The organism is Holdemanella porci (assembly GCF_019052655.1).
GTDB lineage: Bacteria > Bacillota_I > Bacilli_A > Erysipelotrichales > Erysipelotrichaceae > Holdemanella > Holdemanella hominis.
On sequence record NZ_JAHQVB010000001.1, the window covers coordinates 57302 to 74598 of the forward strand.

Below are 17297 nucleotides of genomic sequence, written 5' to 3' on the forward strand. Positions count from 1 at the left end.
GGGATACCTTAATTCTTATTCATACAATGTTTCACCAAAAATCATTGCTCTCTACAATCCTAACGAATAAAGGCGTGTCTTTATCTTAGCTAAATATATTGATCAAAGTTCAAAACAAGTCTACCCTTTTTTGTGGTAGAAACCACTTCTTTAAACTGGAATCGACCTGTCTTTCTGATTGACACGAAATCATTATTGCACAATTGTAAATTTTGTTCAAGTACCACATCATTAACTTTCACAAATCCTGCATGAATCTTTTTTAACGCTTCACTTCTAGAACAATGTGACAATTGCGCAACTACACTATCTAACCGTAAACTGCTGCACATAACATGTATTTCTTTTTTGTTATTTTCCGTAATGATATAGTCTAAACACTCTTCAAAATGCACTGTACACTTACCAATCTGCGTACAATTGTCAATGATATATTTTGAAATCTTTTCTTTACAAAAGATATATAGATTCTCTTTTTGCACAATCAAATCCCCAATAACACTTCTTTCAATGCCAGAGTGCATTAAACATCCTAAAAGATCGGAGTGGGTTAATGTTTTAAATTTTGAATTGTATGTGGCATGTAGACAAACGCAATCACTAAAGCCCTCATACCCTTCAGGTATAAAACATGCGATCTTTCTTTCTGCATTCTCGTACCCACCATCAAAAACAAGACATATATTTTTGGGCACCATGCTTTGAAGAATGTTCTGTTCATAAATCGATAAAAAATAGGTCATGATCGGCCTATTTTGTTTTTGAAAGATACGAATTTGATCTTTCATCTGCGAAATAAACACCTCATGACCTACCATAAATGAGCTCATTAAAAGTAATTATTAGTCTTCATCTTCGAAGTCGTCTGGACTTCCTAATGAAATAGTTCCTTGTACACCAATTTCAGCTGGAGAACATAAAATTACGTTTTGACCGATTTTCTGAATTTTTCCATCAAGCGCATAAACAACACCTGTTAAGAAATCAATTGTACGTTGTGCATAATCACGATCTAGCTTGTGTAAGTTAACTACTACAGCACGACCTTCTTTTAAGCGTTGTCCTACTTCTTCAGCTTCTCCAAAGCTTCTTGGTTCAAACAATACCATTTTTGTATTTGAATTCAAAGAAGTTGCGTTCGTACGAGTTTTTGGTCTCTCATAACGACTTTGAGGTTCTACTTCTTCTACCTTTTCAGCTTGTGGTGCTTCTTGATAATCATCATCTTCTTCGATTGGAGCAACGAAGTCTTTTACTTTATCCATAAATCCCATGGGAAAAACCTCCTTAACAAACATAATTATAGCACAAAGAATAACTTATTCAAACTTATATTCTTTTTTTTCTTTCAGAACAAAAGACATGCCATTTTGACATGTCTTTCACGCGTTTATTCTGTTTCAATCAAGCCATAGCCACCATCATGACGTTTGTAGCAAACGGCAATCTTATTTGTTTCATCATCTGTATAAATGAAGAAATCGTGTCCTAATAATTCCATTTTCATGATGGCTTCATCTAAGCTCATTTCCTTTGGAACGATAGATTTAGTACGAACTACTTCGTCATCATCTACATCTTCATCATTAAATAATTCATGATCTAAGAAAGCTTCCGCAAGTGATTCTTTATTTTTACGTGTTAAACGTGTTTTTGTTCTACGAATTTGATCTTCCAATTTATCTACAGCACGATCAATAGCTGCATATAAATCGTCATCTACAACCTCGGCACGTAGAATCGCATAACGTGTTGGGATTGTAACTTCAATTTTTTGTTTTGTTGGATATGTACGAACCAAGACATTCGCTACATCATCCTCTCTGATAATGAAGTACTTTGTTAAAACATCCAATTTTTTATGGATCTTATCTGAGATTCCCTGAGTTACTGTGATGTTTTTTCCTACAATATTGACTTTCATATTATGTACCTCCTATATGATTTGTATTGCTACTTAGATTATAGCACGTTTATTTTGTTTTACATTTTTCGACAAGAAATGACAAAAATATAACCAGTTTTGCCAAGGAGGTTGACAAGACACAATGTAACTATTTTCAGAAAATAACTTGCATATTTTCGTTGAATGAGCTATAGTATAGCCAGGTGATTAACATGAACATTCAATCTACATATTTTTACTTTAGATAGCCCTAATTAAGCCAATCACAACTGAATGGTATTTTAATTAGGGCTTTTAAGCATTAACAATTTTACTGTTAATGCTTTTTTTGTTACTCACAAATGGAAAGAAGGATATTATTATGATTATTACTTTAAAGAAAAATGCACCCAAACACGATGTCGACAAATTGATTGACAAATTCGAAGGCATGAATCTTCAAGTCACAATGATTCAAGGAGATAACTATAACGTCTTTGGTTTAGTTGGAGATACAAGTATCGTAGATGAAAAAAGCGTTATGGCTAACCCTATCGTCTATAACGTGCAACGTGTTGCTCAACCTTATAAATTGGCCAACCGTATGTTTCATCCAGAAGATACCATTGTAGATGTGAATGGTATTCAAATCGGCGGCAAAAAAATTGCGATGATTGCAGGTCCATGTTCTGTTGAGGGTGAAAACCAAATCTGTCGTATTGCCAAAGAAGTAAAAGCTGCCGGTGCAGATATGTTAAGGGGTGGCGCTTATAAGCCTAGAACAAGTCCATACGCATTCCAAGGTATGGGTACTGCAGGAATCATGTCCATGGTAAAAGCTAGAGAAGAAACAGGACTTCCTATTGTATCTGAACTTATGAGTGCAGAACACTTAGATGAATTCGTAGAAAACGTAGATATCATTCAGATTGGTGCGCGTAATATGCAAAACTTTGATTTATTAAAAGCTGTAGGAAAAACGAAAAAACCAATTTTATTAAAGCGCGGTATGAGTGCTACGATTCAAGAATGGATCATGGCTGCTGAATACATTATGTCAGAAGGAAATCCAAACGTCATTTTCTGTGAACGTGGTATTCGTACATTTGAAACCTATACACGAAATACATTGGATTTAAGTGTTGTACCAATCATTAAAGAAAGAACACACTTACCGATCATCATTGATCCAAGTCATGCCGCTGGTGATTATAAATTAATTGAGTCCTTATCTCTTGCTGCTATTGCAGCTGGTGCTGATGGATTGATCATTGAAGTGCATGACGATCCAGAAAATGCTTGGAGTGATGGTGCTCAAAGCTTAAAACCAAAACGTTATGCCGAACTTATTGAAAAAGGAAAAGCCATCGCAAAAGTTATTGGAAGAGAGTTATAAGAAACTGCACACGCAGTTTCTTTTTATGTTAGAATGTTTTGGGTGATATAATGAACAATCCTTATCCTTATTCAAATGACAATAAAAGATATCAAACCATTAATTATTATTTTCGCAACAAATACCATCAAAAAGTAGCGAAGATTCCATTAAATGCTGGCTTTACCTGTCCAAACCGTGATGGATTTAAAGGAACAGGAGGATGCACTTTCTGTTCGAGTATGGGCTCAGGTGATAGTATTTTATGTTTTGATGATTCTTTACAAAAACAATATAAAGAAGGCTTAAAGCGCATGCAAAATAAGTGGCCTGATTGTATTGGGTTTGCGTATTTTCAAAGTTATTCCAATACATATGCTCCACTACCTATCTTGAAGAAAATATATGATCCTTTCTTTAAAGACCCAAACATTCCTGGCGTTGCGATCGCAACACGTGCCGATTGTATAAATGATGAAATTATAGACTACTTAAATAGTCAAAATAAAGAAGTCTGGCTAGAGTTAGGTCTTCAAAGCGTACATGAAAGCACCATGGAACGCTGTAACCGAAAACATTCAACACAAATCGTGTTTGATTGGTTAGACAAATTAAAGGACACAAACATCAAAACATGTGTACATATTATCAATGGACTTCCTGGTGAAGCCAAACAAGACATGTTAGAAACTGTCAAACAGATTTCTAAACATCCTGTCGATGCGATCAAGATTCATATGCTGCATTTGATTGAAGGGACACAAATGGCTAAAGAATATGAAAAAGAACCATTTCATATTTTAACTTTAGAAGAATATGTCGATATTGTAGTCGATCAATTGGAGTTATTACCCCAAGAAGTCATCATTGAACGTTTAACAGGTGATGGAATTGCGAAAGATCTAATTGTGCCAAAATGGACAATCAAGAAAACGATTGTGACAAATGAAATTGATAAGTTAATGGTAAAAAGAAATACGTGGCAAGGCAAACATGTCTAACCACGTATTTTTATTTATTTCAAATTTAAACAATAATATCTTTTCTTACCACGACGAATGATTACATAGTTAGATACATATGCTTGAGTAGAATCAATAACTAAAGCTTCATCATTGACTTTGACACCGTTTAAGCTAATGGAATTCCCTTTGATCCACTCTCTAGCTTCACGACGACTCGAAGCAATCTTAGCCTCTACTAAAACATCGATTAAAGTCTTTCCAGATTCTTGATCTACTTTATCCATGTTTTTAACCGCATCTAAACGTTGTTGTTCATCCAAATCATTGAGTTGACCTCTGAATAATGCGTTTGTGATTTTTAAAGCCGATTGTAAACCTTCTTCACCATGTAAATCACGTACAACTTCTTCAGCCAATTTCTTTTGTGCCTCACGTCTTCCAGCATCTTCCTTTAAAGATACTTCTAAAGCATCAATTTCTTCTTTTGTTAGGAATGTTAATTTCTTTAAATATTCAATGACCTTTGAATCATCCGTGTTGAATAAGAATTGATATAATTCGTAAGGTGAAGTCTTTTTAGGATCCAACCAAACCGTTCCCGTTTCACTCTTACCAAATTTAGTTCCATCCGCTTTCGTAATTAATGGCATAGTCAAACCATAACATTTCACGTCCGCGCCACATTTTTTACGAATTAACTCTAGACCTGAAGTGATATTTCCCCATTGGTCCTGTCCACCGATCTGCATTGTACAACCTCTGGTCTGGTATAGATTTAAGAAGTCCAAAGATTGAAGGATCATATAAGAAAATTCTGTATAACTGATTCCTGAATCTAAACGTTTTTTAACAGTTTCTTTATTCAACATATAGTTTACGTTGAATAATTTTCCATAGTCACGTAAAAAATCAATAATTGTGATATCTTTTGTCCAATCTAAGTTATTGACCATATCAAAGCCCCATAATTTAGAGATTTGTGCATGTAATGCATCATAATTTGATTTTAATACTTCTGGAGTCAACATACTTCTTTCTCCAGTTGCCTTTGGATCTCCAATAAATCCAGTGGCTCCACCCACCAACATGATTGGGTGATGTCCATGTTTTTCTAAACGTTTTGCCATTAATAAAGATGAATAATGCCCAATGTGCAAGCTATCTGCCGTTGGATCTGTACCAATATAGAATGTAACTTCCCCATTATTGATGACATCTTCTACTTCTTCACTTGTGACGTTGTCAACTAAACCACGCCATTTCAATTCTTCAAATAATTCCATTTTTTCCTCCTGATAATAAAAAAAATCGCCCAATAAGGACGATTGAATCGCGGTACCACCTTACTTCATACAAAATATTTTTTTGTATGCACTTAAACCTTTAACGCAGGTATACGTCAAAATTGAAGCTCCAAGGTGTATTCCACAGGTCTATTTGAAACTTTACACCAGCCAGTTTCTCTCTAAGAAATAGATAATCTGTGTACTCTTTCTTATCATAGCGCATTTATTATATCGAATCTAGAAACTAAACTCAATAAATATGTTTTAAATTGTTGTAAATTTTAAAAATAAATGGTTTACATGGAAGGATGAAGTTACCAATATATTCATGCACTACAGCATTAAAACCTCTTTTAAAATCAAAAACTCCATATCCCTCTTGTTCAGGTTCGAATAAACCACTAATACCATAGAAGTTATAGTACTCATACCCTTCTTCTATAGCTTCTTGAATCATATTCCAATGAATCGCATATGGTCCTCTAAAGACTCTTTGTTCATAATTACTTGATCCAACCAAATAAATAATTTGATTTGAATACTTCAAGAATAAACAACAAGCCAATGGTACTATTTCACCATATTCATTTCTTAAACCTGAAATTTGGTTTAATTTTTTCTTTAAAGAATTATAGTATTCTTCATCCGTCTTTAAACGTTTTTCCTTTTTAACATTACCAGGATTTGATTCTAAGAATGTCTTTGTCTTTTCAATATCTTTTAAAGTCTTATCATATTCTTTCTGTATTTTAGAAGAATATTGATCTAAATCTAAATAAGACAACCACGTTTCTACATGATCATCGCCATAGAACTCATAAAGTTCTTTATAATAGTTTAAATCAAAAGCATGGAAGTTATGACGCTTACTCGTCTCTTGTTCCATAGAATCTAGAATATCTAATTCATTAACATTTAATTTTCTGACATTTACACAATATTTTTGTGCACTACGAACGTCTTGTCTTGTTGTGTAAGAAAACTCTTTAAAAATATCATCGGCCGTTTTATTACGTAGATCTAAACTTGAACACCAACGACACTCTTTATTTAAATCATAGCCTTGAGTCAATGGAAGTTGTACAAAGCCTGATGACTTCAAATTTTCTACTACATCAAAATTATTGAATCCACCTTCAACAATATTTCCATCTTTATCTCTTTCTTGTAAATCAATCTCCGGATCTGTTTCTAGATACACAACATTCTTCTTTTTAAGATATTTTTTCAACTCGGATACAAAACTATTAAGCTTATCCTTTTGTTTATAATCAGCAATAAATCCTCTTGAAATATAACAATATTTAAAGACTTTCATCAAAGGAATATATGCAAGCATACACGTTGCATATACATTACCTTGCTCACTAGCTTGAATAAATTCAACTTGCCAGCCATCATGCATAAACTTTTGTGCCTGAAAATCCGATTGTTGAAAGATAACAGCATCAAGAGTATCTAAATAATTACGATACTCTTGGATACTTATGGTTTTGATTTGCATAAACACACCTTCTTAGTTGGCAACAATGTTTACAACTTTACCCTTAACAACAATCACTTTACGAATTGTCTTACCTTCAAGCTGGCGTTGGACTGTTTCAAGTTCCATCGCTTGTTTTTGAAGTTCTTCATTGCTAGAACCAACAGCCGCTTCAAACTTACCACGCACTTTACCATTGACCTGAACAACACAAGTGATTGTATCTTCTACTAATTTAGCTTCATCATATGTTGGCCAAGGCTCATACGCAATTGTATCTTCGTGACCTAATAATTGCCACATTTCTTCACCAATATGAGGTGTAATACATGAAAGCATCTTCACGATTCCTTCGGCATATGGTTTATAAACGGTGTCAGCCTTATATGCTTCATTCACAAAGATCATCATTTGTGAAATAGCTGTGTTGAAACCTAATGCTTCATAATCTTCGGTAACCTTTTTAACTGTCTGATTATATACTTTATCTAATTTACCATCGTTTGTATCTGTGATTTTGCCAGATTCAATAAATAAACGATAAACACGATCAATCCATCTTCTAGCACCATCACATCCAGCCATTGACCATGGTTTACTTTGTTCCAATGGTCCCATGAACATTTCATATAAACGTAGTGTATCGGCACCATATTTCTTTACGATATCTGAAGGATTGACTACATATTCTGGGAATCGTTTACCCATTTTGATTCCATTTTCACCTAAAATCATACCTTGGTGTACTAATTTCTTGAATGGTTCCTTACATGCGACAATACCCTTATCGTATAAATAGTTATTCCAGATACGTGAATACATCAAGTGTCCTACCGCATGTTCTGGTCCACCAACATATAAGTCAACAGGCATCCAGTGTTTTATTAATTCTGGATCAGCCAATTGTTTATCATTGTGTGGATCAATGTAACGTAAATAATACCATGAAGATCCGGCAGATCCAGGCATAGTACTTGTTTCACGAACACCCTTTACGCCATTTTTGTTGTATTGTTTCCATTCTGTCGCATTTTCAAGTGGTGCCTTACCATTGTGTCCTTTGTAGTCTTCAAGTTCAGGTAAAATCAATGGCAACTCTTCATCTGGAAGAACATAGTCTGTTCCATCTTCTAAGTGTACGATTGGTACTGGTTCTCCCCAATAACGCTGACGAGCAAAAATCCATTCACGGAAACGATAGTTAACTGTTTCTTTGGCAATCCCCATATCCACTAATTTTTTCGTAATCGCTACTTTTGCCTCTTCTACAGTAAGACCTGTAAATTCTTCGGAGTTGATTAGCTTGCAGCCTTTTCCTAAATAGTCCTGTTTTTCAAAGGCATGTTCACTTACGTCTTGTCCTTCGATAACTTGAATCCTGTCAATATTGTGGGCAATCGCATATTCAAAGTCACGTTGATCATGACTTGGTACAGCCATGACAGCTCCTGTTCCATAGTTTGCTAAAACGAAATCTCCAATAAAGACTTCGACTTCCCTTCCATTGACTGGGTTAATTGCCTTAATACCTTCTAGACGACATCCTGTTTTTCCTTTATTCAATTCTGTACGGTCCATTTCAGATTTTGAAACCGTTTCTTGAATATAAGCTTTTACTTCTTCTTGATTTTGAATTCTTGGCATTAATTCTTGTACTAAATCTCCATCTGGTGCAAGCACCATGAATGTAATACCATAAATTGTTTCAATACATGTTGTAAAGATAGAGAATTTTCCACCACCAACAATATCAAATTGAACTTCAACACCTGTTGAACGACCAATCCAGTTTCTTTGCATTTCCTTTGTCGATTCTGGCCAATCAATTTCATTTAAACCTTCTAGTAATCGTTCCGCAAAAGCAGCCTGGTCGATACATAGTTGTTTCATATTTTTACGAATAACTGGATATCCACCACGTTCACTCTTACCATCGATAACTTCATCATTCGATAATACTGTACCCAATTCTTCACACCAGTTTACTGGCATGTCTACATATTTGGCATAGCCATCTTTGTACAATTGTTTAAAGATCCATTGTGTCCAATGATAGAAATCTGGATCAGATGTTGCGATCATTTTTGACCAGTCATAGTCAAACCCTAATTCCTGCAACTGTTTTGTGAAAGTCTTGATATTTGTTTGTGTGAAGCCATTTGGGTTATTTCCTGTTTGAACAGCATATTGTTCAGCTGGAAGTCCAAATGAATCATATCCCATTGGGTGAAGCACATTATATCCCTGCATACGTTTCATACGCGAAACAATATCTGTAGCTGTATATCCTTCTGGGTGTCCAGCATGCAATCCGACACCGCTTGGGTATGGGAACATGTCTAGTGCATAAAATTTAGGTTTTGAAAAATCCCAAACATCCGTTTTGAATGTTTCATGATCTGCCCAATATTTCTGCCATTTTTTTTCTACTTCTAAATGATCGTACATATTAGCCTCCTATTAAAAATAAAAAACGTCCTTGAAATCTAAGGACGTTTGTACGCGGTACCACCTTAGTTCACAATTCTCATTGTGCCCTCAAACTCTTTATCGCAGAGTATACGGATAACATTACTCATCAGCTCCTTAGCAAGTTCAAAGGCTGTACAATGCTAAATTTCACCAACTTTAGCTCTCTAAAAATTGTCATTTCCTTCTACTACTCTAATTCATCGCTATGCATCAATTTTATCGTTTTTTTCATTGTTCGTCAATATCAACCGAAACGATTGCCTTATCATCATAATAGATTTTCATTGAAACATCTAAATATGTACATTCAATAAAAGTCTCATGATCTTCAAAATGCACATCTATATTCTGTATCCTTTCATCTTTGTCCTTTATTATTTTTTCACTCGTATGACACAACTTAATGCGATTATTATGATGGATCATATGCTTGGCATGATCTACAATGGATAGTTCAAGAATATTTTGTTGATTCGCTTTTAATAAATACACATTTTGAAGGGTACTCAACGATAAAAAGGATACAATCTGAAGCACAAGAAATAAACACACTAAACTTACTTCACTCGCATACCCATTAATAGAGTTCAAAGTCATAGGTTTTATTCTTCTTTTTGAACCAAACATAATATCCATCTTCTTTCTTATAAAATATAGCCTCATCAATTTGTTCCATATAGATTTCATAGCCAGGACTCTTCACAATGCGATGCTTATCAAAATACAAGACTTTCTTTTCATGATTTAGAATATAACTTAGACAATCCGATTCTATTTTCAAATCATTTGATTGTGCAAGTTCTCTTCTTAATTGTAAAACCGCAAATTGATTCTGCGTATCCACATCCATATGGGCAAATTGTAAAGCACAACGCATAAGCATACAGCCTAATAAGCTGACTAAACTTGTGATAAACAACGCCAACAAAGCTTCAATCAGAGTAAAACCATTTCTTTTCAATTTTTTCATCAATCTTAAGATTCCTTTGGAAATATAAAGTATAAATGCCATTCAATATAAGACTTGCACAAACCAAAATCACAAAGAACGCAAACAAGGCATCTTCGAGTAAAAAGCCATTATTCTTTTTCAAGACGAACCCTCCCAGCTCCAACCTGGAAAACAAGTTTCATTTGACTCGATGCATTTTGACAATGGAGTGACATAGCCTTAGACATGTTGCCCTTGGAATTGTAGTAAAAAGATACATGATCACACGCAATACCATGTGGTATCTTATATTCGACATCATCCATATAGATCGAATCACCAATTTCAACATATACTTTTCGATGTTTTACATACGCTTTTTCCTGAGCCGTAACACATAGAGTCTGCAGATTTTTCATAAACACATATAAAGAAGAGTGCATCTTTGTAGAAAGTCCAAATCCAAGCATAGAAACAATAAGCAGCACCACTAACATTTCAACAAGGGTAAATCCATTCTTATTGGGATACGGCTTGCCCATCTACGATCACCACTTTACTATGATCCGGACATGTATCCTGTCCCTTTTTTAAATAACCAAAATCAATCAATTCCTGCACACTTGTTGGCGTTTCTAATTGATCGATTTCATATAACATGATTTGCGAGTTGACAATTTCAAGTAAAGCTTCACACCCCTTATTGCGAATAATTTTTTCTTTTTGTTGAATATTTGGAAGTGTGATCAATAAAAGTAGCGCAACAATCAACATCACAATCATCATTTCAAGTATTGTAAAACCATTTTTCTTTTCCATTTTTCTTTCTCCTTTTAGAATTGATTTAACATATTGAGTGGCATCATCATAATTTGATAGACAATCAAAACTAAGATTCCAATACTGATATACGAAAACAATTGAATACCCGTCGATATCTTCTTGACAGACTTGTCTAAATCCAAACTGCATTTCTTCATGTACAAGTCAAAAAAGACATGCATTTGGTTGCTCGTTAAGGCATAGACCAACATCTTTTTAAAATCCGAATCAAACACGTCGATTTCTAGAAAACTTTCTTCTAGACTCTTTCCATTTTTTAAACATGAAAGAATTTCATTTGAAACCTTTCCAACAACACTAAAATCTATACACGCTAATGTTTCTAAAATTTCCTGTGTCGAAGTATAAGACTTGTCTAAAGCTTGATACATACATACAAATTGGAGCGATATCATTTTTTTCATTAACCGAAATGGACATTTCATTTTCGAATTGTATTTATAAAACAATACATAATAAAGAAACAAATAGAAGATCATGGATAGAATCACAAATCCAAACCCCCACTTTAATAGATGGATAAACACAAATACCATCCCATTTGAAATGTAGTCTTTCATTTGAACAAGGACATAGTCTGAAAAGAATAGAATCATAAAGAACGCAAAGATCAATAAAAAGAACGGATAGCTAATCTTCTTTAAAAGTGTTTCAAAAAAAGTATTCGAACTTTTCTCAATTTTATTTACGCAATCCAACGCATCTCTTAAATTTAATTTTTCAGATAGAATTCGCAAATATTTAAAATACAATTTCTTTTGATTTAGAGTAAATATTTCTTGAAGATTCATCCCTTCTTTTAAATACGTTATGATTTCTTCATCCTTTTTAAATGTTAAACGAATCAACGTATCTAATGGCAAGCCTTGATTCATCAACATCGCAAATTGTTCAATTTCATCCCGATAAACTAAGACTATCGTACTTTGCTTGGGCATCCACGATATATCCTTTTTTAATGCCTTCTGTAATCTTTTTAGATAAAGTTTTAAATTCTTTTGGATACCTTCCGTGTTCCAAGACATACTGCAACGTTTTTTGATCCATAATTTCATAAACACATACCTTAGAGTCACCTTTAGAATATAGGCGTTGCGAAATAATGGCCGTACAAACACTAGCCAGATCTTTCTTAGATACACCTAGATCTTCAAGACGACGAATACACTCCTTCCCATCTTTGGCATGAATACTCGTAAAAACAAAGTGACCGGTTAAACTCGCTCTCAAGACCATCTTTGCGGTATAACTGTTTCTTGTTTCACCAATACAAATAATGTCAGGATCATGCCGCAACAATTGTTCAATTCCGACATCATAGGTAAATCCCATACTTTCATTGATCTGCAGCTGCAAGTAAGAATCATCCTCAATCTCAATGGGATCTTCAAGACTGACTACTTTATGCTTTTTAGTTTTGGCAATCTCATGAAGTAAGGCATGTAGAGTCGTGGTCTTTCCACTATTGGTCGGACCTACACTGATGACAAGGCCTTGTCTTAATGGCACAAGTGAATTGAAAAAATTCGTGTCTTCTTTCCATAAAGATAAAGCTTTTAGTTCAATCGCATGCATCGTATTCAACATTCGAATAACACCCGTTTGCACGTTATGATTATTCAGCATACTGAAACGACAAAAGATTTCGTGATTATGAAGTAAAATTTTGAATTGGCCACTCTGTGGAACATATGGACTGGTAAGATCCATTCTAGAAATGAACTTGAGATACTCAAAGAATGCAGGCTGCCAAATATCTTGGTAAACATCTAACATATCATTTTGCGTTCGAAGTTTGATTTGAAGTTTTTGATTCTGCATAACAAAATGAATATCACTTGCCTTTTTTTCAATCGCATACGCAATGAGATCTTGCAATAAGTCATCCATTTTTTATCACCCCCTTCTCATATACGAAAAAAAAAGCAGAAATTTTAATAAATTTCTGCATATTTTAAACTTTCGTTCCATTTTTTCTCTTGCGATAAAGAAGTGGATGGGCCATGACCTGGATATACTTTATAATCCTTGTCTAATTGAACCAATTTTTTTAAGGATTGTTTCATACTAGATACAGAGCCTGTTGCCAAATCCATTCTTCCAATAGATCCTTGAAATAAAACGTCTCCAGTAAATAAACAATCTTCAATTTTTAATACAGTTGAACCGATGGAATGTCCTGGACAATACATGGCTTCTATATCAAATCCTGCAATGGTGTTCTTTCCTTCTAAAATGGGTTTACATTTTGCGACACATGTAACATCCATATAGAAGGCAGAAGATGAATTTAAATCGGAATCTTGAAGAAAATCAAATTCATTGGGATTTAAATACACATCGCAATGGAATACATCCACAATCTTATCTACGCCAGAAATATGATCAAAGTGAGCATGTGTTAAAACAATGGCTTCTAGAGTGCATTCATTTTCTTTTAAGATGAATTCAAGGTTTGGATACATATCTGCAGGATCAATCAAGATGGCATGATGATTTTCCATCACCAAATAACAATTAGCCTGTACGGGTCCTAAGGGTTGTTGAAGTACTTTCATAGTCTAATACATAAAAAAGACCGAATAAAACGGTCTTTCTTACTTTTTCTCCTTATGTTCAGTCTGCTGATTGCATTTTGGACAATATTTTTTAACAGTCATACGTTCAGGATGTTTTTTCTTATTTCTTGTACCAATATAGTTTTCTTCACCGCAAACAGAGCACTTAAATGTAATACGATCTCTCATGTTCAGTCCTCCTCACATTAGTAATTACTAGTTGATTCTAGCATAACTTACAAGTCAATTTCAAGTCATTTTCAAAATTTTAACTAGCTGGATACAATTCAAAATATGTTTTTACCACTTCTGGCATAACAGCCGTTGTACAAATGTTTGGTGCAACGTTCTTAGTATTCATTGAAGAAGTCGGTGCCGAGCACGCAAAAGACATCGCTGGAGACGAACTTGGTGCATACCCAACTAGGTTTGCGGTTGTATAGTCGCCAACTTCAGCTGTACCTGTTTTAGCCGATACTTCCACGCCAATATCCTTTAGCCCATCCCCACAATAGCCAGAAGATACACAGGCTTTAAATCCTTGTTGCACACGCTCTAAATATTGTGCATTCTTTTCAGGCAATGTAGATTTAATTTTTTTGCCATTACTCACAATTACTTCACTCGAATTGACTTCTGTCGCATAGGCCATAAAGTGTGGTTCATATAAATTACCACCTGAGGCAATGGTTGTACCATATGTAGCCAATTGAAGTGGTGTATACATATCAAACTGACCAATCGAATAGTTTAGTAACATACCTGGTTCAGAACCATAACCCATATAAGAGCTCGATTCATTTGGCACGTCCACACCCGTCTTATTGCCTAGGCCAAACATCGAATAATAAGAACGCATTAAATTTAGCGTACCTTGAAGGTCTGACATAGCTAATGGTTCTTTTTCTACATAGCTTGAACCGGCTAAACGGATGGCTACATTAAACATATAAACGTTACTACTTACTTGTAGTGCAGATACATCATCAACAGGTCCATGTTCTTCATACGAACTAAATTCCTGACCACCAATATTCATAACTTTATCGACAATCACTTCACCTGGACTTACGACATGTTCACTCTCACCCATATAGACAGTAGCCCCTTTGATACAAGATCCGGGGTTCACTAAAGACATATAGTTACCAGAGGCAAAGTAAGTCATTTCTTTAGTGTCTAAATCCATTTGGTAGCCGGACATCGCAAGTACCGAACCATCTTTTGAATTTAAAACAGTCGTAAATAAAGATTGGAAGTTTTCACGATTTTTCGTACCCCCATTCTCACTCAAAGTATTCTTTAATACATTATCTAATGTAGATTGAAGATCTATATCAATTGACAAGTGAATGTCATATCCTTTTTTAGCTTCCTGAATCACTTCTTTTTGCGCTAGCCCCTTTGAATCATAGGTGATCTTGGCAATTTCTGGAGTTCCTGCTAGTAAATCATTATATTGATATTCTAGGCCCGATTTCCCAACACTTGCATTATATTGATAACCTTTAGATAGATAATAACTGGAAAGCTCACTTGGTAATCCTTGGGTACTTGTAGTAACACTACCTAAAACGTCGGATAAAGATTCGCCATATGGATATTCGCGTTTCCAGCCTCCAAAATCAACGTCAAAACCAGGAAAATCCGTTTTATGTTCCACCAAATACGCGACATCATCATCACTGATATCTTCTAATACAACATTTTCTTGACCTGTACTTTGTTTGGCCACCATTCTTTGGTAGATGACACACATCTTTAGATTAGTCTGGGACATTTCTCCGATTTGTTTCTTACCAATACGATTCATTAAAATTTGATATCTTTTACTTTCAGCATCACCACCCCATGCCCCATTTTTATATTGTTTAAATTCTTTAGCAGTCAATAAATGATTGGCGGCATATTCACTATCACTTGGTGATAAGAATGATTTGTAAGTGATATACGCTTGTTTTTTATCTTCATCCGTAAAATCTTTAGCACTGACACTGAAGACTTTTACAATACGCTTGGCATAAAGTTCATAATCATCTTCATCAAAATTATTGGGTGAAGTAAAAACGATATTGTGACTGACTACTGTTTTAGCTAAGATTCTTCCCTTACAATCATAAATCTGTCCTCGTGGTGCCGATGTATATTGTTTGATGGACGTATAGTCTTCACGCTTTGCGGTATAGTCATTATATGAAATGATCTGCAGATAAAACAATCGTAAAAAGATGACCAAGAAGCACACGACTATTGTGAGTGTAAGTATCAATATACGATTGGAAATGACTTGATCAACAGATACATTTTGATTTGCCCTTTTCAATGTTTTTCTACTCTTTTTCAATTGGATCCCCCTTTGTACGAAACAATATATATTATACACGTTTCCAAGATGAAATGGAAAAAAAAGAAGGAATGGCGTATACTTTAGTCATGGAGGTTGTCTATGAAAAGAACAGAAACTCGTCAAGTAAAAGTAGGAAATCTTGAAATTGGACATAATAATCACGTCATTATTCAGTCTATGTGTAACATAGAGACTAAAAAGGCCGATGAAGTTGCCAAACAAATTTTAAGCCTAGAAAAAATGGGATGCGAATTGATTCGTGTCAGCTGTATGGATATGGAGGATGCCAAAGCCATTAAAGATATTAAGAAACAAATTCATATTCCATTAGTAGCCGATATTCATTTTGATTATCGTTTAGCCTTGGCATGTATTGAGGCAGGCGCAGATAAGATACGTTTAAATCCAGGTAATATTGGGGCTAGAGAAAATGTAGAAAAGGTTGTGAAGGCGTGTAAAGAAAAACACATTCCTATTCGTATTGGAATCAATGGTGGTTCTTTAGAAAAGGATATTCACGAAAAATATGGTAAACCAACAGCCCAAGGTATGATTGAAAGTGCTAAAAGACATGTACAAATTCTAGAAGATCTAGATTTCTATGATACTGTATTATCTTTTAAATCAAGTGATCCATTACTTTGTATTGAAGCCTATCGTTTGGCTGCCCAAACCTTTGATTATCCATTACACTTAGGTGTAACCGAAGCTGGTACCACAATGACAAGTGCCATTAAGTCCAGCTTAGCTTTAGGTACATTATTAAATGAAGGTATTGGAAATACAATTCGTATTAGTGTGAATGGGGCTCCTGAAAAAGAGATTCCAATTGTCAAAGAATTATTAAAAGATTGTAAATTGATTCAAAACGTACCGAATCTAATCGCATGTCCAACTTGTGGACGTACACAATGGGATATGGAGCCGGCCGTAAATGAGGTAGAAAGCTATCTTCAAACCGTCAATAAAGATGTCACAGTAGCCATCATGGGATGTGCTGTCAATGGTCCGGGAGAAGCAAAACATGCCGACATTGCAATTGCAGGCGGCAAAAAAGAGGGGTTATTAATCAAGAAGGGTGAAATCATTGAAAAGATTCCTCAAGACAAGATTGTGGCTCGTTTAAAGGAAGAAATTGAAAAGTTTTAAAAA

At 34.8% G+C, this 17297-nt stretch carries 19 protein-coding genes and 3 other annotated features (1 of these 22 cut by a window edge); of the genes, 3 read left to right on the top strand and 16 right to left on the bottom strand.

The features are described 5' to 3' along the window. Positions 1-96: a binding site (T-box leader), on the bottom strand; it reaches 117 nt to the left of the window's first position. The 3 genes from KTQ83_RS00300 to hpf all read right to left on the bottom strand — a co-directional run bounded on the left by KTQ83_RS00300 (position 90) and on the right by hpf (position 1924). After that, positions 90-830, bottom strand: a complete 741-nt coding sequence (locus KTQ83_RS00300) for a YlmH family RNA-binding protein (RefSeq protein WP_217255770.1) — start codon at positions 828-830, stop codon at positions 90-92. (Overlaps the previous feature by 7 nt.) A 12-nt stretch (positions 831-842) precedes the next feature. Then, positions 843-1274: a cell division protein SepF gene (locus KTQ83_RS00305; protein WP_117571610.1), complete on the bottom strand. Its 432-nt coding sequence runs from the start codon at positions 1272-1274 to the stop codon at positions 843-845. Between the two features lie 116 nt (positions 1275-1390). Next, entirely contained in the window at positions 1391-1924 is a 534-nt protein-coding gene (hpf, locus tag KTQ83_RS00310) for a ribosome hibernation-promoting factor, HPF/YfiA family (protein ID WP_186998423.1), read from the bottom strand. A 343-nt stretch (positions 1925-2267) separates the two neighbouring features. Here hpf and aroF point away from each other — a divergent pair, with 343 nt between their 5' ends. Both aroF and mnmL read left to right on the top strand, forming a co-directional pair. Further along, positions 2268-3281, top strand: a complete 1014-nt coding sequence (gene aroF, locus KTQ83_RS00315) for a 3-deoxy-7-phosphoheptulonate synthase (protein ID WP_186998424.1) — start codon at positions 2268-2270, stop codon at positions 3279-3281. Positions 3282-3331: 50 nt separating this feature from the next. Continuing rightward, positions 3332-4261 (top strand): tRNA modification radical SAM protein MnmL/YtqA, encoded by a 930-nt coding sequence (gene mnmL, locus KTQ83_RS00320; protein ID WP_117923851.1) that lies wholly within the window; start codon positions 3332-3334, stop codon positions 4259-4261. Between the two features lie 14 nt (positions 4262-4275). Here the strand turns inward: mnmL and tyrS are convergent, their stop codons facing one another. The 13 genes from tyrS to KTQ83_RS00385 form a co-directional block, all read right to left on the bottom strand. Beyond that, positions 4276-5508: a tyrosine--tRNA ligase gene (gene tyrS / locus KTQ83_RS00325; protein WP_117923849.1), complete on the bottom strand. Its 1233-nt coding sequence runs from the start codon at positions 5506-5508 to the stop codon at positions 4276-4278. A 31-nt stretch (positions 5509-5539) separates the two neighbouring features. Beyond that, positions 5540-5736 (bottom strand) — a binding site (T-box leader). 25 nt (positions 5737-5761) lie between these two features. Beyond that, positions 5762-7015, bottom strand: a complete 1254-nt coding sequence (locus KTQ83_RS00330) for a peptidoglycan bridge formation glycyltransferase FemA/FemB family protein (protein WP_217255771.1) — start codon at positions 7013-7015, stop codon at positions 5762-5764. A 12-nt stretch (positions 7016-7027) separates the two neighbouring features. Further along, positions 7028-9442: a leucine--tRNA ligase gene (gene leuS / locus KTQ83_RS00335; protein ID WP_217255772.1), complete on the bottom strand. Its 2415-nt coding sequence runs from the start codon at positions 9440-9442 to the stop codon at positions 7028-7030. A gap of 37 nt (positions 9443-9479) precedes the next feature. Next, positions 9480-9676 (bottom strand) — a binding site (T-box leader). Between the two features lie 18 nt (positions 9677-9694). Further along, a complete protein-coding gene (locus tag KTQ83_RS00340) occupies positions 9695-10057 on the bottom strand; it encodes a hypothetical protein (protein WP_217255773.1) in 363 nt (120 codons plus the stop codon). Continuing rightward, positions 10044-10436, bottom strand: coding sequence for a prepilin-type N-terminal cleavage/methylation domain-containing protein (locus tag KTQ83_RS00345; RefSeq protein ID WP_158567575.1), 393 nt, complete (start codon positions 10434-10436; stop codon positions 10044-10046). Before KTQ83_RS00345 ends, KTQ83_RS00340 begins: the two co-directional genes overlap by 14 nt. Beyond that, positions 10399-10560, bottom strand: a complete 162-nt coding sequence (locus KTQ83_RS00350; protein WP_158567574.1) for a hypothetical protein — start codon at positions 10558-10560, stop codon at positions 10399-10401. The genes KTQ83_RS00345 and KTQ83_RS00350 overlap by 38 nt, the downstream gene beginning before the upstream one ends. After that, entirely contained in the window at positions 10547-10939 is a 393-nt protein-coding gene (locus KTQ83_RS00355) for a prepilin-type N-terminal cleavage/methylation domain-containing protein (protein ID WP_186998429.1), read from the bottom strand. Before KTQ83_RS00355 ends, KTQ83_RS00350 begins: the two co-directional genes overlap by 14 nt. Continuing rightward, on the bottom strand, positions 10917-11216 hold the full coding sequence (gene comGC, locus KTQ83_RS00360) for a competence type IV pilus major pilin ComGC (RefSeq protein WP_117571621.1): 300 nt from the start codon (positions 11214-11216) through the stop codon (positions 10917-10919). Before comGC ends, KTQ83_RS00355 begins: the two co-directional genes overlap by 23 nt. A gap of 14 nt (positions 11217-11230) precedes the next feature. Further along, positions 11231-12178, bottom strand: coding sequence for a type II secretion system F family protein (locus KTQ83_RS00365; protein ID WP_217255774.1), 948 nt, complete (start codon positions 12176-12178; stop codon positions 11231-11233). After that, positions 12138-13130, bottom strand: coding sequence for an ATPase, T2SS/T4P/T4SS family (locus KTQ83_RS00370; RefSeq protein WP_117923834.1), 993 nt, complete (start codon positions 13128-13130; stop codon positions 12138-12140). The genes KTQ83_RS00365 and KTQ83_RS00370 overlap by 41 nt, the downstream gene beginning before the upstream one ends. Before the next feature lie 44 nt (positions 13131-13174). Beyond that, entirely contained in the window at positions 13175-13798 is a 624-nt protein-coding gene (locus KTQ83_RS00375) for an MBL fold metallo-hydrolase (protein ID WP_217255775.1), read from the bottom strand. A 39-nt stretch (positions 13799-13837) separates the two neighbouring features. Then, the gene (gene rpmG, locus KTQ83_RS00380; RefSeq protein ID WP_003864966.1) at positions 13838-13987 is read right to left on the bottom strand and encodes a 50S ribosomal protein L33; all 150 of its coding nucleotides are present in this window, start codon (positions 13985-13987) and stop codon (positions 13838-13840) included. Between the two features lie 79 nt (positions 13988-14066). Further along, positions 14067-16142 carry a peptidoglycan D,D-transpeptidase FtsI family protein gene (locus KTQ83_RS00385; protein ID WP_244975705.1) on the bottom strand — a complete coding sequence of 692 codons (2076 nt, stop codon included), beginning with the start codon at positions 16140-16142 and terminating at the stop codon, positions 14067-14069. 102 nt (positions 16143-16244) lie between these two features. On the opposite strand from KTQ83_RS00385, the gene ispG reads away from it, so the two are divergent. After that, entirely contained in the window at positions 16245-17294 is a 1050-nt protein-coding gene (gene ispG, locus KTQ83_RS00390; protein ID WP_217255776.1) for a flavodoxin-dependent (E)-4-hydroxy-3-methylbut-2-enyl-diphosphate synthase, read from the top strand. The last annotated feature ends 3 nt before the right edge of the window (positions 17295-17297 follow it).

Bases quoted from the DNA above. Each gene is read 5' to 3' on its own strand.
- KTQ83_RS00300 (WP_217255770.1), bottom strand. From the start codon at position 830: ATGAGCTCATTTATGGTAGGTCATGAGGTGTTTATTTCGCAGATGAAA.
- KTQ83_RS00305 (WP_117571610.1), bottom strand. From the start codon at position 1,274: ATGGGATTTATGGATAAAGTAAAAGACTTCGTTGCTCCAATCGAAGAA.
- hpf (WP_186998423.1), bottom strand. From the start codon at position 1,924: ATGAAAGTCAATATTGTAGGAAAAAACATCACAGTAACTCAGGGAATC.
- aroF (WP_186998424.1), top strand. From the start codon at position 2,268: ATGATTATTACTTTAAAGAAAAATGCACCCAAACACGATGTCGACAAA.
- mnmL (WP_117923851.1), top strand. From the start codon at position 3,332: ATGAACAATCCTTATCCTTATTCAAATGACAATAAAAGATATCAAACC.
- tyrS (WP_117923849.1), bottom strand. From the start codon at position 5,508: ATGGAATTATTTGAAGAATTGAAATGGCGTGGTTTAGTTGACAACGTC.
- KTQ83_RS00330 (WP_217255771.1), bottom strand. From the start codon at position 7,015: ATGCAAATCAAAACCATAAGTATCCAAGAGTATCGTAATTATTTAGAT.
- leuS (WP_217255772.1), bottom strand. From the start codon at position 9,442: ATGTACGATCATTTAGAAGTAGAAAAAAAATGGCAGAAATATTGGGCA.
- KTQ83_RS00345 (WP_158567575.1), bottom strand. From the start codon at position 10,436: ATGAAAAAATTGAAAAGAAATGGTTTTACTCTGATTGAAGCTTTGTTG.
- KTQ83_RS00355 (WP_186998429.1), bottom strand. From the start codon at position 10,939: ATGGGCAAGCCGTATCCCAATAAGAATGGATTTACCCTTGTTGAAATG.
- comGC (WP_117571621.1), bottom strand. From the start codon at position 11,216: ATGGAAAAGAAAAATGGTTTTACAATACTTGAAATGATGATTGTGATG.
- KTQ83_RS00365 (WP_217255774.1), bottom strand. From the start codon at position 12,178: ATGCCCAAGCAAAGTACGATAGTCTTAGTTTATCGGGATGAAATTGAA.
- KTQ83_RS00370 (WP_117923834.1), bottom strand. From the start codon at position 13,130: ATGGATGACTTATTGCAAGATCTCATTGCGTATGCGATTGAAAAAAAG.
- KTQ83_RS00375 (WP_217255775.1), bottom strand. From the start codon at position 13,798: ATGAAAGTACTTCAACAACCCTTAGGACCCGTACAGGCTAATTGTTAT.
- rpmG (WP_003864966.1), bottom strand. From the start codon at position 13,987: ATGAGAGATCGTATTACATTTAAGTGCTCTGTTTGCGGTGAAGAAAAC.
- ispG (WP_217255776.1), top strand. From the start codon at position 16,245: ATGAAAAGAACAGAAACTCGTCAAGTAAAAGTAGGAAATCTTGAAATT.